At 71.7% G+C, this 14,245-nt stretch carries 14 protein-coding genes; 10 read left to right on the top strand and 4 right to left on the bottom strand.

All coding sequences use genetic code 11. From position 1 onward, the window contains the following. Positions 1 to 6: 6 nt before the first annotated feature. The 6 genes from ACFZP7_RS28165 (at position 7) to pssA (ending at position 6,385) form a co-directional block, all read left to right on the top strand. Positions 7 to 2,034 carry a protein meaA gene (locus ACFZP7_RS28165; RefSeq protein WP_031017993.1) on the top strand — a complete coding sequence of 676 codons (2,028 nt, stop codon included), beginning with the start codon at positions 7 to 9 and terminating at the stop codon, positions 2,032 to 2,034. Then, entirely contained in the window at positions 2,031 to 2,993 is a 963-nt protein-coding gene (locus ACFZP7_RS28160) for a CoA ester lyase (RefSeq protein WP_019328624.1), read from the top strand. Before ACFZP7_RS28165 ends, ACFZP7_RS28160 begins: the two co-directional genes overlap by 4 nt. Before the next feature lie 5 nt (positions 2,994 to 2,998). Then, positions 2,999 to 3,511 (top strand): MaoC family dehydratase, encoded by a 513-nt coding sequence (locus ACFZP7_RS28155; protein WP_019328623.1) that lies wholly within the window; start codon positions 2,999 to 3,001, stop codon positions 3,509 to 3,511. Further along, positions 3,512 to 4,717 (top strand): acyl-CoA dehydrogenase family protein, encoded by a 1,206-nt coding sequence (locus ACFZP7_RS28150; protein WP_385636536.1) that lies wholly within the window; start codon positions 3,512 to 3,514, stop codon positions 4,715 to 4,717. A gap of 170 nt (positions 4,718 to 4,887) precedes the next feature. Continuing rightward, positions 4,888 to 5,544 (top strand): phosphatidylserine decarboxylase, encoded by a 657-nt coding sequence (locus ACFZP7_RS28145; protein WP_019328621.1) that lies wholly within the window; start codon positions 4,888 to 4,890, stop codon positions 5,542 to 5,544. 22 nt (positions 5,545 to 5,566) lie between these two features. Beyond that, entirely contained in the window at positions 5,567 to 6,385 is an 819-nt protein-coding gene (gene pssA, locus ACFZP7_RS28140; protein ID WP_019328620.1) for a CDP-diacylglycerol--serine O-phosphatidyltransferase, read from the top strand. Positions 6,386 to 6,465: 80 nt separating this feature from the next. Here the strand turns inward: pssA and ACFZP7_RS28135 are convergent, their stop codons facing one another. Continuing rightward, positions 6,466 to 7,608, bottom strand: coding sequence for a glycerate kinase (locus tag ACFZP7_RS28135; RefSeq protein WP_030968735.1), 1,143 nt, complete (start codon positions 7,606 to 7,608; stop codon positions 6,466 to 6,468). A 163-nt stretch (positions 7,609 to 7,771) separates the two neighbouring features. Here ACFZP7_RS28135 and ACFZP7_RS28130 point away from each other — a divergent pair, with 163 nt between their 5' ends. Beyond that, positions 7,772 to 8,266 (top strand): NUDIX hydrolase, encoded by a 495-nt coding sequence (locus ACFZP7_RS28130; protein ID WP_019328618.1) that lies wholly within the window; start codon positions 7,772 to 7,774, stop codon positions 8,264 to 8,266. Between the two features lie 117 nt (positions 8,267 to 8,383). After that, positions 8,384 to 9,133 (top strand): NAD-dependent deacetylase, encoded by a 750-nt coding sequence (locus ACFZP7_RS28125; RefSeq protein WP_385636533.1) that lies wholly within the window; start codon positions 8,384 to 8,386, stop codon positions 9,131 to 9,133. Between the two features lie 55 nt (positions 9,134 to 9,188). Here the strand turns inward: ACFZP7_RS28125 and ACFZP7_RS28120 are convergent, their stop codons facing one another. The 3 genes from ACFZP7_RS28120 to ACFZP7_RS28110 form a co-directional block, all read right to left on the bottom strand. Then, positions 9,189 to 9,671 carry a methylated-DNA--[protein]-cysteine S-methyltransferase gene (locus tag ACFZP7_RS28120; RefSeq protein ID WP_019328616.1) on the bottom strand — a complete coding sequence of 161 codons (483 nt, stop codon included), beginning with the start codon at positions 9,669 to 9,671 and terminating at the stop codon, positions 9,189 to 9,191. A gap of 28 nt (positions 9,672 to 9,699) precedes the next feature. Next, positions 9,700 to 11,172: an AlkA N-terminal domain-containing protein gene (locus tag ACFZP7_RS28115; RefSeq protein ID WP_385638531.1), complete on the bottom strand. Its 1,473-nt coding sequence runs from the start codon at positions 11,170 to 11,172 to the stop codon at positions 9,700 to 9,702. A 79-nt stretch (positions 11,173 to 11,251) separates the two neighbouring features. Continuing rightward, positions 11,252 to 13,189: a heavy metal translocating P-type ATPase gene (locus ACFZP7_RS28110; RefSeq protein WP_385636530.1), complete on the bottom strand. Its 1,938-nt coding sequence runs from the start codon at positions 13,187 to 13,189 to the stop codon at positions 11,252 to 11,254. Between the two features lie 56 nt (positions 13,190 to 13,245). On the opposite strand from ACFZP7_RS28110, the gene ACFZP7_RS28105 reads away from it, so the two are divergent. Further along, positions 13,246 to 13,608, top strand: coding sequence for a metalloregulator ArsR/SmtB family transcription factor (locus ACFZP7_RS28105; RefSeq protein ID WP_019328613.1), 363 nt, complete (start codon positions 13,246 to 13,248; stop codon positions 13,606 to 13,608). A gap of 63 nt (positions 13,609 to 13,671) precedes the next feature. Next, positions 13,672 to 14,220, top strand: a complete 549-nt coding sequence (locus ACFZP7_RS28100; RefSeq protein WP_385636528.1) for a hypothetical protein — start codon at positions 13,672 to 13,674, stop codon at positions 14,218 to 14,220. The last annotated feature ends 25 nt before the right edge of the window (positions 14,221 to 14,245 follow it).

Here is a 14,245-nt window from a genome sequence, read left to right as displayed (position 1 = left end):
CCACACATGACTGAGCGTCAGAAGGACCGGCCGTGGCTCATGCGCACCTACGCCGGTCACTCCACGGCCGAGGCGTCCAACGAGCTGTACCGGCGCAACCTCGCCAAGGGCCAGACCGGTCTGTCGGTCGCCTTCGACCTGCCGACCCAGACCGGCTACGACTCCGACCACATCCTCGCCCGCGGCGAGGTGGGCCGGGTCGGCGTGCCGGTCGCGCACCTCGGTGACATGCGCCGGCTGTTCCAGGACATCCCCCTGGAGCAGATGAACACCTCGATGACCATCAACGCCACGGCCATGTGGCTGCTGGCGCTCTACCAGGTCGTCGCCGAGGAGCAGGGCGCGGACATCACCCGGCTCAGCGGCACGACCCAGAACGACATCGTCAAGGAGTACCTGTCCCGCGGGACGCACGTCTTCCCGCCGGGCCCCTCGCTCCGCCTGACGACGGACATGATCGCGTACACGGTCTCCCACCTCCCGAAGTGGAACCCGATCAACATCTGCAGCTACCACCTGCAGGAGGCGGGCGCCACACCGGTGCAGGAGATCGCGTACGCGATGTCCACCGCGATCGCCGTCCTCGACGCCGTGCGCGACAGCGGCCAGGTGCCCGAGGAGCGCATGGGCGACGTGGTCGGCCGTATCTCCTTCTTCGTGAACGCGGGCGTCCGCTTCGTCGAGGAGATGTGCAAGATGCGGGCCTTCGGGCAGATCTGGGACCGCATCACACGCGAGCGGTACGGCATCGAGAACCCCAAGCACCGCCGTTTCCGCTACGGCGTCCAGGTCAACTCCCTCGGGCTGACCGAGGCGCAGCCGGAGAACAACGTCCAGCGGATCGTGCTGGAGATGCTGGCGGTCACCCTCTCCAAGGACGCCCGCGCGCGTGCCGTGCAGCTGCCGGCCTGGAACGAGGCGCTGGGCCTGCCCCGGCCCTGGGACCAGCAGTGGTCGCTGCGCATCCAGCAGGTGCTGGCGTACGAGAGCGACCTGCTGGAGTACGGCGACCTCTTCGAGGGCTCGAAGGTGGTCGAGGCGAAGGTGGCCGAGCTGGTCGGGGAGGCGTTCGCGGAGATCGAGCGCATCCAGGAGATGGGCGGCGCGATGGCGGCCGTCGAGTCCGGCTACCTCAAGTCGCAGCTGGTCGCCTCGCACGCCGAGCGCCGGGCCCGGATCGAGTCCGGCGAGGAGAAGATCATCGGTGTCAACGCCTTCGAGGGCACCGAACCCAACCCGCTGACCGCCGACCTGGACACCGCCATCCAGACGGTGGACCCGGCGGTGGAGGCCCGTGTCATCGCCTCGCTCCAGCACTGGCGGGACACCCGGTACCAGCCGCCCTTCAACCACCCGCGCCCCTGCAAGGCGCTGGAGAAGCTGAAGGAGGCCGCCAAGGGCACCGACAACCTCATGGAGGCCACCCTGGAGTGCGCCCGCGCCGGCGTCACGACCGGCGAGTGGGCGGGGGCACTGCGCGAGGTCTTCGGCGAGTTCCGGGCACCCACGGGGGTGTCGTCGGCGCCGGTCGCGGTCGCCGCCGAGGAGGGCTCCGCCCTGTCCGAGGTACGCCGGAAGGTGGACCTGACGGCGAAGGACCTCGGCGTCGGCAAGCTGCGCTTCCTGGTCGGCAAGCCCGGCCTGGACGGTCACTCCAACGGCGCCGAGCAGATCGCCGTGCGGGCCCGCGACGCCGGGTTCGAGGTGGTCTACCAGGGCATCCGGCTCACCCCGGAGCAGATCGTGGACGCCGCCCTCGCCGAGGACGTGCACGCGGTGGGCCTGTCCATCCTCTCCGGCTCGCACGCCCAGCTCGTCCCGGACGTGCTGGAACGACTCCGTGTGGCCGGTGCCACAGACATCCCGGTGATCGCCGGTGGCATCATCCCGAACGGTGACGCCGAAGAACTGCGGGCCGCGGGAGTGGCCGCGGTCTTCACCCCGAAGGATTTCGACATCACCGGCATCATCGGCCGGATCGTCGACGAGATCCGGAACGCGAACAAGCTCGACCCCCTGGAGGTCCCCGCATGACGACCGTCGACCGCCTTCGCCCCCGCCGCTCCTGCCTGGCGGTCCCGGGAAGCAACCCGCGTTTCCTGGAGAAGGCCCAGGGCCTCCCCGCGGACCAGGTCTTCCTGGACCTGGAGGACGCCTGCGCGCCGCTCGCCAAGCCGGAGGCGCGGCACACCATCGTGAAGTTCCTCAACGAGGGCGACTGGACCGGCAAGACCCGCGTCGTGCGCGTCAACGACTGGACCACCGAGTGGACGTACCGCGACGTCGTCACGGTCGTCGAGGGCGCCGGCCCGAACCTCGACTGCATCATGCTGCCGAAGGTCCAGGACGCCCAGCAGATCGTCGCCCTCGACCTCCTGCTCACCCAGATCGAGAAGACGATGGGCTTCGAGGTCGGCCGCATCGGCATCGAGGCGCAGATCGAGAACGCCCAGGGCCTGAACAACGTCAACGAGATCGCGCAGGCCAGCCCGCGCGTGGAGACCATCATCTTCGGCCCGGCCGACTTCATGGCGTCCATCAACATGAAGTCCCTGGTCGTGGGCGAGCAGCCGCCCGGCTACCCGGCGGACGCCTACCACTACATCCTGATGAAGATCCTGATGGCCGCCCGCGCCAACAACCTCCAGGCGATCGACGGCCCCTACCTCCAGATCCGCAACGTGGAGGGCTACCGCGAGGTCGCCCGGCGCGCCGCCGCGCTCGGCTTCGACGGCAAGTGGGTGCTGCACCCGGGTCAGGTCGAGGCGTCCAACGAGATCTTCTCGCCCTCCCAGGAGGACTACGACCACGCCGAGCTGATCCTGGACGCGTACGACTACTACACGTCCGAGGCGGGCGGCAAGAAGGGCTCCGCGATGCTCGGCGACGAGATGATCGACGAGGCCAGCCGCAAGATGGCGCTGGTGATCTCCGGCAAGGGACGTGCGGCCGGGATGCGGCGCACCAGCAAGTTCGAGATCCCGGAGGGCTGAGGGCGATGCAGTTCGGACGCACCTACGAGGAGTTCGAGGTCGGGGCGGTCTACAAGCACTGGCCCGGGAAGACGGTCACCGAGTACGACGACCACCTCTTCTGTCTCCTCACCATGAACCACCACCCGCTCCACATGGACACGAACTACGCCGAGAAGACGACGGACTTCGGCAAGAACGTGGTGGTCGGCAACTACGTCTACTCGCTCCTGCTCGGCATGTCGGTCCCCGACATCTCCGGCAAGGCGATCGCCAACCTGGAGATCGAGTCGCTCAAGCACGTGGCGCCGACCTTCCACGGCGACACGATCTACGGCCAGACGACCGTGCTCGACAAGTGGCCGTCGAAGTCGAAGAACGACCGCGGCATCGTGCACGTCGAGACCAAGGGCTACAAGCAGGACGGCACGCTGGTCTGCGTCTTCCGCCGCAAGGTGATGGTGCCCACCGAGACGTACATCAAGGAGCGCGGCGGCGAGCAGCCCGGCCGGCCCGAGCTGAAGGAACAGGGGAAGTAGATGAGCCGCCTCGCCCAGACCCACGGCCTCACGGACGTCCAGCGGGAGATCCTCTCCACCGTCCGGGACTTCGTGGACAAGGAGATCATCCCGGTCGCCACCGAGCTGGAGCACCGGGACGAGTACCCGCAGGACATCGTGGACGGGCTCAAGGAACTGGGCCTGTTCGGCCTGATGATCCCCGAGGAGTACGGGGGCCTGGGCGAGTCGCTGCTGACCTACGCGCTGTGCGTGGAGGAGATCGCCCGCGGCTGGATGTCGGTCTCCGGCATCATCAACACGCACTTCATCGTGGCCTACATGCTCAAGCAGCACGGCACGCAGGAGCAGAAGGACCACTTCCTGCCCCGCATGGCCGCCGGCGACATCCGGGGCGCCTTCTCGATGTCCGAGCCGGCGCTCGGCTCGGACGTGTCGGCGATCTCCTCGAAGGCGGTGAAGGACGGCGACGAGTACGTCCTGAACGGCCAGAAGATGTGGCTCACCAACGGCGGCACCTCGTCCCTGGTGGCCGTCCTGGTGAAGAGTGACGAGGGTCACCCCGAGGGCACGGCCCCGCAGAAGTCGATGACGACCTTCCTGGTGGAGAAGGAGCCCGGCTTCGGCGAGGTCCGCCCCGGCCTCACCATCCCCGGCAAGATCGACAAGATGGGCTACAAGGGCGTCGACACCACCGAGCTCATCATGGACGGCCTGCGCGTTCCGGCCGACCGGGTGCTCGGCGGCGTCACCGGCCGAGGTTTTTACCAAATGATGGACGGCGTCGAGGTGGGCCGCGTCAATGTCGCGGCGCGTGGCTGCGGCGTCGCTCAGCGTGCCTTCGAGCTCGGCGTCCGGTACGCCCAGCAGCGTCACACTTTCGGCAAGCAGATCGCCCAGCACCAGGCCATTCAGTTCAAGCTCGCGGAGATGGCTACCAAGGTGGAGGCGGCTCATGCGATGATGGTGAACGCTGCACGCAAAAAGGACTCGGGCGAACGAAACGACCTGGAAGCGGGGATGGCCAAGTACCTCGCCTCCGAGTACTGCAAAGAGGTCGTGGAGGACGCCTTCCGGATCCACGGCGGATACGGCTTCTCCAAGGAGTACGAGATCGAGCGCCTCTACCGCGAGGCCCCGATGCTCCTGATCGGTGAAGGCACCGCCGAGATCCAGAAAATGATCATCGGCCGCCGACTGCTCGAAGAGTATCGATTCCAGGGTTAGATGTCCGGATACGGGGTGTTTTCTTGGAGAACAAGGTCACACCCCGTAGGCAGTGTTCGGCCGCCGACTCGGCTTCCTGGCTTACCCAGTTGCGGCAGGAAGCCGCTACGATCGCCGAAAAGCCGCCGTCCCCCGTCAGTGCGCGGCATCATCCGCTACGAAGGTCATCCATGCCCCACAGCCAAACCTCTGCATCTCGCGACAGCCTGGCCGGCGTACGCCTCGCGCGCGGAGCATCGCCGTGGCTTCTGCCGACCGTCGCCACCGCAGCCGTCAGCCTCCTGCGCGCCCGCCGTTCCGGCGTCGCCAAGGCCGTCGCCGTCCCCGCCACCGCGCTCGCGGCGGGGATGCTGTGGTTCTTCCGCGACCCCGAGCGCGAGATCACCCAGGGCCGGGTCGTCTCGCCCGCCGACGGAGTGGTGCAGAGCATCATGCCGTGGAAGGACGGCCGCACCCGCGTCGCCATCTTCATGAGCCCGCTCAACGTCCACGTGAACCGCGCCCCGCTGGCCGGCACGGTGACGTCGGTCGAGCACGTTCCCGGTGGCTTCGTTCCCGCCTTCAACAAGGAGAGCGAGAACAACGAGCGGGTCGTGTGGCACTTCGACACCGAGCTGGGCGACATCGAGATGATCCAGATCGCCGGCGCGGTGGCCCGCCGTATCGTCCCCTACGTGCCGCAGGGCACCAAGGTCGAGCAGGGCGAGCGGGTCGGACTGATCCGCTTCGGCTCGCGCGTCGACCTGTACCTGCCGGAGGGCGTAGAGGTGGATGTCGAAGTGGGCCAGAAGACGGTGGCTGGGGTGACTCGAATTGACCGTGGTTGATCCGCAGACCCAGGCCGGTTGGGTGCCGGAGGCCGACGAGGTGGACGAAGAGGAGGAGATGCCGCTCTCGCTCCGCCTGTCGATAGCGGACACCCTCACCCTCGGCAACGCCACGTGCGGCTTCATGGCGGTGTACTTCACCACCACCGGCATCCTGATCCCGCACCTCATGGGCAGCGAAGAGTCCGGCATGGCCCGCCACAGCGCGGCCACGGCGGTCATCCTGATGCTGTGCGCGGCGATCTTCGACCTGTTCGACGGGCTGGTCGCCCGCAAGCTGCGCTCGTCCCCGATGGGCGCGGAGCTGGACAACCTGTCCGACCTCATCAGCTTCGGGCTCGCGCCGGCGTACTTCGTCCTCGTCTACGGCATGGTCGCGGACGACGCCTACCAGCGGGTGGCGGCGGTGGGGGCGATCGTGGTGCTGCTGGCGGTGGTGCTGAGACTCGCCCGGTTCTCCTGCGTCACCGTCAAGGACGGCACCTTCCAGGGCATGCCGTCGCCCTTCGGGGCGCTGACGGTGGTGTCGATCGTGCTGCTGGAGCTGCCCTTCGTGGCGACGCTGCTGGCGATCATCGGCACGGCCTGGCTGATGGTGAGCCGCGTCGAGTACCCGAAGCCGCGGGGGCGCCTCGCGGTGGCGATGCTGTCGTGGATCGTCCTGTCGATGGGGCTGCTGGCCGCGTGGGCCTTCGACGCGCCGAGCGGGCAGCTGCTGCTCCAGACGGGGTGTGCGCTGCAGCTGGTGATGGGTGCGGTGATCCCGCTGTTCGCCACGGCTCGCCGGGTGAACAATTTCCGTGACAATCGGCGGGAAGCGCGGGCCGCGCAGCTTCCGTGACGGTGTGATGTCGGTGGGCCCCGGACCCGGGTAGGGTTCGGGGCCCTTCCGTTTGTGCGTGCTCTGCGCCGGTGGGGCCCTTACGCCAGGAAGTCCCGCGCGATGCGCTCGGCGACCCGCTCCAGGATCGGACCGGCGTCCGCGATGCACTTCGCCACGTCCGGCTCCACATCCGTCAGCGGATACGCCCGCCGGATACCGGCCCGCCCCAGCACCTCCGGCGCCAGCGCCAGCCGCCCGCACACCGCGACGACCTCCTTGCCGGCCGCCCGCGCCGCCGACGCCACGCCCGCCGGGGCCTTCCCGTGCAGGGTCTGCTCGTCCAGCGAGCCCTCCCCCGTGATCACGAGGTCCGCCCGCTCCAGCGCCGGCGCGAAACCGAGCACGTCGAGCATCACCTCGATGCCGGGCCGGAACCGCGCGCCCAGCAGCATCGCGCCGAACCCGATGCCGCCCGCCGCACCGGCCCCCGGCGAGGCGGCGTACTCGGCGGCCCGCGCGCCCACGGTCTCCGTCCCCTCCAGCACCTTGGCGAAGTGCCCGAGGGCCGCGTCGAGGGTCTCCACGTCCTGCGGCGAGGCGCCCTTCTGCGGGCCGTACACGGCGGGCGCGCCCTTCGGGCCGGTCAGCGGATTGTCGACGTCGCTGGCCAGCACCAGCTCGACGTCGGACAGCCGCGGGTCCAGGCCGGACAGGTCCGCCGAGGCCAGGTCGGCGAGACCGCCCCCGCCCGGCGCGACCGGCTCCCCGGCGCCGTCCAGGAACCGCGCGCCCAGCGCGGACAGCATCCCGGCGCCGCCGTCCGTGGTGGCGCTGCCGCCGACGCCGAACACGATCGTCCGCGCGCCCGCGTCCAGCGCGGCCCGCAGCAGCTCACCGGAGCCGTACGTGGACGACGTCAGCGGCGCCAGGACACCCTCCGGGAGCCGCTGGAGGCCACTGGCCTCGGCCATCTCCACCACGGCGGTGCCCTCGCGCAGCGCGTACGCCGCCGTCACCTCGTCGCCGAGGGGGCCGGCGACCCGCACCTCCCGGCGCTCGAACCCGGCCGCGACCGCCGCGGCCACCGTGCCGTCACCGCCGTCGGCGACGGGCAGCGCCTCCACCGCGAGGTCCGGCACGACCCGGCGCAGTCCGGCCGTCACCCGCTCGGCGACCTCGACGGCCGTCAACGACCCCTTGAACTTGTCCGCGGCGACGAGCACCCTGCGGGCTCCGTCCACTGCAGCGTCAGCCACCTTGCTCTCCCCTTGCTCTCCGAGCCTTGCGCACGTCAAGGCAGTCGCGCCGCTGCGACCATAACCGGAGGACGCCCGCGCCGTCATGCCCCGCCCGCACCGTGGAACGGGACGGCGGGGCGGGCGCGGCCCTCGTTACGCTTTCGCAATGACGACTCCTGACTACGCCACCTACATCGCCGGACTCCCCCGCGTCCTCGCCGGTGCCGCCGCGGTCCTCCGCGACGCCGAGGGCCGGGTGCTGCTCGTCGAGCCCAACTACCGCGAGGGGTGGACGCTGCCCGGCGGCACGATCGAGTCGGAGGACGGCGAGACGCCGCGGCAGGGCGCGCGGCGCGAGACCGCCGAGGAGATCGGGCTGGACGTCCGGCTCGGCCGGCTGCTCGTGGTGGACTGGTCTCACGGGGTGGGCCGGCCGCCGATCGTGGCGTACCTGTACGACGGCGGCGTCCTCACCGAGGACGACCTCAAGGCGATCCGGTTGCAGGAGGAGGAGCTGCTGTCCTGGCGCCTGGTGCCGCGCGAGGAGCTGGGCGACCACCTGCTCGGCTCCCTCCACGGCCGGGTGCTGGCCGCGCTGGACGTGCTGGCGGACGGGTCGGGGACGGCGGAGCTGGAGAACGGCCGCCGGGTCGACGTGTGACCGTGCGCCGGGCGCCGGGCCCGCAGCCGGCGCCTGACTCCTGACACCCGGCACCCGGCACCCGGCACCAGAAGAAACCGCTCGCCCGCCCGCCGGTGGCGTCCTACCCTCGACCGCATGACCGGCAAGCCTCTCGTCGCCGTCCTCAGTGGCGCCGGCGTCTCGACCGACTCCGGCATCTGCGACTACCGTGGTCCCAAGGGGCTGTGGCGCGCCGACCCGGAGGCCGAGAAGCTCGTCACGTACGAGTACTACATGGGCGATCCGGAGATCCGGCGCCGTTCCTGGCGGATGCGGCTGGAGACCGGGGCCCTGCGGGCCGAGCCGAACGCGGCGCACCGCGCGGTGGCCGAGCTGGAGCGGTCCGGGGTGCCGGTGCGGGTGATCACGCAGAACGTGGACGGGCTGCACCAGCTCGCCGGTCTGCCCGCCCGCAAGGTGCTCGAACTGCACGGCACGGCGCGGAGCTACGTGTGCACCGGCTGCCCCGTGCGGGGGCCGATGGAGGAGGCGCTGGCCCGCGTCGAGGCCGGTGAGGGCGACCCGCCGTGCCGGGAGTGCGGCGGCGTCCTGAGGCCGGCGACCGTGATGTTCGGCGAACCCCTCGACCCGGTCGTGTTCGGCGAGGCGGTCGCGATCACCGAGGCGTGCCACGTCTTCGTCGCCGTCGGCACCAGCCTCCAGGTCCAGCCCGCAGCGGGCCTGGCCGGTGTGGCCGCCGACCACGGCGCGCGGCTGATCGTGGTCAACGCCGAGCCGACGCCGTACGACGACCTCGCGGACGAGGTCGTCCGGGAGCCCATCGGCACCGCGCTGCCCGCGCTGCTGCGCGCCCTGGCCCGCGGGACGGACGGGGCGGGCGGCTGAGGCGCGTCGTTCCGCGCGTGCCGGCGGGGACGCGCGGAGCCGCCGAGCCGCACGGTCAGAAGAGCGCCGCGCCCCGCTCGAAGTCCAGCAGCCGCTGCTTGCGCTCCAGGCCGCCGCCGTAGCCGGTCAGGCCGCCGCTCGCGCCGATGACGCGGTGGCAGGGGACGATGATGCCGACGGGGTTGCGGCCGTTGGCGAGGCCCACGGCGCGGGAGGCCGCCGGGTTGCCGAGTTCGGCGGCGAGTTCGCCGTAGGTGCGGGTCTCGCCGTAGGGGATCTTCCGGAGCCGGTCCCAGACCGTGCGCTGGAAGGGGGTGCCGTTCAGGCGCAGGTCGACGGTGAAGTCCTTCAGCTCGCCGGCGAAGTACGCCGCCAGTTGCTCCTCCGCCCGCGCGAACGGCCCGTCGTCGGCGGTTCCGAAGGTCTCCTCCGGCGGGCGGTGGCGCTGGTCGGTCATGTAGAGGCCGCACAGGACGCCGTCCTCGGCGACGAGCGTGAGGGGGCCGTAGGGGCTGTCGATCACGGTGTGCTGTTTCACGTCGGTTCCTCACACGGACTGCGGTGGCTCACACGGGCAGGAAGTTGATCGGGTGGTCGTCGGTCGCCCACAGGTACTGGACGGCGTACGCCCGCCAGGGCCGCCAGGCCGCCGCACGGGCGGTCAGCGCCGCCGGGGTCGAGGGCAGGCCCAGTTCCCCGGCGGCGCGGCGGATGCCGAGGTCGGTGGGGAGGAAGGCGTCCGGGTCGCCGAGGGCCCGCATGGCGATGACGTCGGCGGTCCAGGGGCCGAAGCCGGGGAGGGCCAGGAGGCGGGCCCGGGTCTCGGCCCAGTCGGTCTCCACGCCCAGGTTGAGCGAGCCGTCGGCCAGGTGGGAGACGAGGGTGGTGAAGGTCGTGCGGCGGGTGCGGGGCATGGCCAGGGTCTCGGGGTCCACCGACGCCAGGGCCTCGGTGGACGGGAAGAGGTGGGTCAGGCCGCCCTCGGGGTCGTCGACCGGGTCGCCGTGCGCCGTGACCAGGCGGGCGGCGTGGGTACGGGCGGCGGCGGTCGAGACCTGCTGGCCGAGCACGGCCCGTACGGCGAACTCCGCCTCGTCCACCGTGCGCGGCACGCGCCGTCCGGGCGCCTTGTCGACGAGCGGTGCCAGCAGCGGGTCGGCGCGCAGTTGGTCGTCGACGGCCGTCGGGTCGGCGTCCAGGTCGAGCAGGCGGCGGCACCGGCTGATCGCGACGGTCAGGTCGCGCGGGTCGGCGAGGGTGAGGCGGCAGGCGATGTGGTCGGGGTTCGGGGTGAGGGCCACGATGCCGTGACCGTACGGGAGGCGCAGGGTGCGCCGGTACGCGCCGTCCCGCCACTCCTCCACGCCGGGTACGGCGGTGGCGGCGAGGTGTCCGAAGAGGTTGTCGGGGTTGAGGGGGGCGCGGAAGGGGAGGCGGAGGGACAGCGTGCCGGGCGCGTTGCCCGCGGGGCGGTCCTCGGGAGCGCGGGTGCGCAGCTCGCTCGGGGAGAGGGCGTAGACCTCGCGGACCGTGTCGTTGAAGGTGCGGACGGAGGAGAAGCCGGCCGCGAAGGCGATGTCGGCCATGGGCAGCGCGGTGGTCTCGATGAGCAGCCGGGCGGTCTGGGCGCGCTGGGCGCGGGCGAGGGCGAGCGGGCCCGCGCCCAGCTCGGCGAGGAGCTGGCGTTCGACCTGGCGGGTGCTGTAGCCGAGCCGGGCGGCGAGAGCGGGCACGCCCTCGCGGTCCACGACGCCGTCGGCGATCAGGCGCATGGCGCGGGCGGTGAGGTCGGCCCGCTCGTTCCATTCCGGGGAGCCGGGGCTGGTGTCCGGGCGGCAGCGCTTGCACGCCCGGAACCCGGCCTGCTGGCAGGCCGCCGCGCTCGGGTAGAACGTCATGTTCGCGGGCTTGGGCGGCACCACCGGGCAGCTGGGCCGGCAGTAGATGCCGGTCGTCAGGACGGCCGTGAAGAACCAGCCGTCGAACCGTGCGTCCTTCGACCGCACGGCGCGCACGCAGCGCTCGGTGTCGGTGTGCATTCCCGTCCGCGTTCCCGTCTGCATGCGTCCAGGATGGCCCGCCGGCCCGGTGAGGGCTGGCGGGAATCCGACATGGACGTCACGCTTCCTGGGCCTCCGCGGATCGCTTGCCGGGCCGCCACGCCGACTCGCGCAGCAGCCGCAGCCCGTTGAGGCCGACCAGCACGGTCGATCCCTCGTGGCCGGCGACGCCGAGCGGCAGCGGCAGGTGTCCGATCAGGTCCCACAGGACGAGGACGGTGATGAACGTACCGGCGATGACCAGGTTCTGGGCAACCAGCCCGCGGGCCCGCCGGGAGAGGTCCACCACGGCGGGTACGGCCGCCAGTTCGTCGCGCACCACGACCGCGTCCGCCGTCTCCAGGGCCAGGTCGGAACCGGCCCGGCCCATGGCGATGCCGGCGTGCGCGGCGGCGAGCGCGGGGGCGTCGTTGACGCCGTCGCCGACGAACAGCACCTTGCGGCCGGTCCCCTCCAGCTCCCGTACGGCCTCCACCTTGTCCTCGGGCAGCAGGTCGGCGCGGACGTCGGTGATGCCGGTCGCGTCGGCGACGCGGGCGGCGGCGGGGGCGTTGTCGCCGGTGAGAAGGGTGGGCGGGGTGCCGGTGAGGGCGGTGAGCGCGGCGGTGGCCCCGGCGGCGTCGGCACGGAGGCGGTCGGTGAGGGCCAGGGTGCCGACGGGGCTGCCGTCGCGGGTGACCTGGACCGTGGTCTCGGCGCCCTCGGGGGCGTCGGCCCGGCCGACGTGCACCTCGTGGCCGTCGACGACCGCGGTGACGCCGCGACCCGGAGCCGCCGTGAAGTCCTCGGCGGGGGCGATGCTCAGGTCCCGGGCGCGGGCGGCGGCCACGATCGCGCGGGCCAGCGGGTGCTCGCTGGGGTGCTCGGCGGCGGCGGCGAGGGCGAGCAGGGCGTCCTCGTCCAGTCCGGTGCCGGGCAGCGGGCGTACGGCGGTGACCTCGGGGGTGCCCTCGGTGAGGGTGCCGGTCTTGTCGAGGGCGGCGGTGTCGATCTCGCCGAGGCGTTCCATGGCGACGGCGGACTTCACCAGGACGCCGTGGCGGCCGGCGTTGGCGATGGCGGACAGCAGCGGCGGCATCGTGGCGAGGACGACCGCGCAGGGCGAGGCGACGATCATGAAGGTCATGGCGCGCAGCAGGGCGTCGGTGAGGTCGGCGCCGAAGGCGAGCGGGACGCCGAAGACCGCGAGGGTGGCCACCACCACGCCGACCGCGTAGCGCTGCTCGATCTTCTCGATGAACAGCTGCGTCGGCGCCTTGGTCCGGGACGCCTCCTCGACGAGGGTGACGATGCGGGCGATGACCGAGTCGGCGGGGTCGCGCTCCACGCGGACGCGCAGGGCGCCGGTGCCGTTGAGGGTGCCGGCGAAGACGTCGTCGCCGGGGCGCTTGAGGACGGGGACGGACTCGCCGGTGATGGTGGCCTGGTCGACCTCGCCCTCGCCGCCGAGGACCGTGCCGTCGGCACCGATCCGCTCCCCCGGCCGGACCAGGAGGACGTCGCCCACGACGAGGTCGGCGGTGGCGACGGTCTCCTCGCGGTCGCCGGTCACCCGGGTCGCGGTGGTGGGGGCGAGGTCGAGCAGGCCGCGCACGGAGTCGGCGGTGCGGGCGGTGGCCAGGGCCTCCAGGGCGCCGGAAGTGGCGAAGATGACGATCAGCAGGGCGCCGTCGAGGACCTGCCCGATGGAGGCCGCGCCGAGCGCCGCGACGATCATCAGCAGGTCCACGTCCAGGGTCTTCTCGCGCAGCGCGCGCAGGCCCTCCAGGGCGGGCTCCCAGCCGCCGGCGGCGTAGGCCACGACGTACAGCGGGCCGTACGTCCAGGCGGGGGCGCCGCCGAGGTCGAGGGGCAGCGCCAGCAGGAACGCGACGAGCGAGACGAGCGCCCAGCGGGCCTCGGGCAGCGCGAGGACGCGGGTGCGGCGGCGGGGCGCCCGGTCGGTGGGCGCGGGGACGGGGGTCGGGGCAAGCGTGATGGACACGCGGCACACCATACAGGAACAGATGAAGACTCATTCATGCGTTCATGTGAGGTGAGTAGGATGAGCGCATGGGTCACGGAGCCGCCACCACCGCGCAGGACGCCGCCGCACGCGTGCGCCTGGACGCGGACAACGTCGCCAAGGTCGCCACCACGCTCCAGGCCCTGTCCACCCCCTCACGGCTGTTGATCCTGGCCCGCCTGCGCGAAGGCCCGCTGCCCGCGACCGAATTGGCGGCGGAGGTCGGCATGGAGCAGTCGGCCTGCTCGCACCAGCTGCGGCTGCTGCGCAACCTCGGCCTGGTGGTGGGCGAACGGCGCGGCCGCTCGGTGGTGTACGCGCTCCACGACGACCACGTGGCCGGACTGCTCGACCAGGCCGTGTACCACGTCGAGCACCTGCGCCTGGGGATCAGCGACGCGGCGGAGTGATACCCCGGCGCCCGCAGGCGGCCTCATGCCCACCCTCGACGCCCTGACCCGAAAGTAGGCCAGTTGTCCACCGATGCTCTGATCATCGCGGTAATCGGGGTCTGCGGAACGCTTGCCGCCACCTGGCTGACGCAGTGGAGCAACGATCGTACGCGGCAGCGGGAGATGGATCATGCGGAGCTGCAACGCCGCGCCACCTACGAGGAACAGGCCCAGGATGCGGCGCTGACCATCCGGCGCACGGCCTACGTCGCGCTGAACGCGTCCGCCCGCCAGTACCTCACGGCTCTGCGGAACCGGGCGCATGCGTGGGAGTCGACGGCGCCCGGTCCGAATCAGGGAGCCGACCTGCTGGAGGAGCAGCGCGCCTCCTACCGGAACTGCTACGCCGAAGCCCAAATGATCGTCCCCGACACCGTACTCACCGCCGCACGCGCAGCGAACGCCGAGCTCAACGAGATCTACGGCATCCTCAGGCGCCTCGAGCAGGGCTCGGTTCGTGACGGAGACTCGCTGTCCGCGGTATGTTCACGCGTCGATGCGGCACGTGCCTTGCTCCACGACCTGCGCGACGCGATGCGTTCCGACCTGGGGGTCACCGGAACCTCCTGACTCACAGCCCGCTGCAGCCAGCAGA

Origin of the sequence: Streptomyces sp. SudanB5_2050 (assembly GCF_964272335.1) — a bacterium.
Lineage (GTDB): Bacteria > Actinomycetota > Actinomycetes > Streptomycetales > Streptomycetaceae > Streptomyces > Streptomyces rochei.
This window is presented reverse-complemented; position numbering and strand designations above follow the sequence as displayed.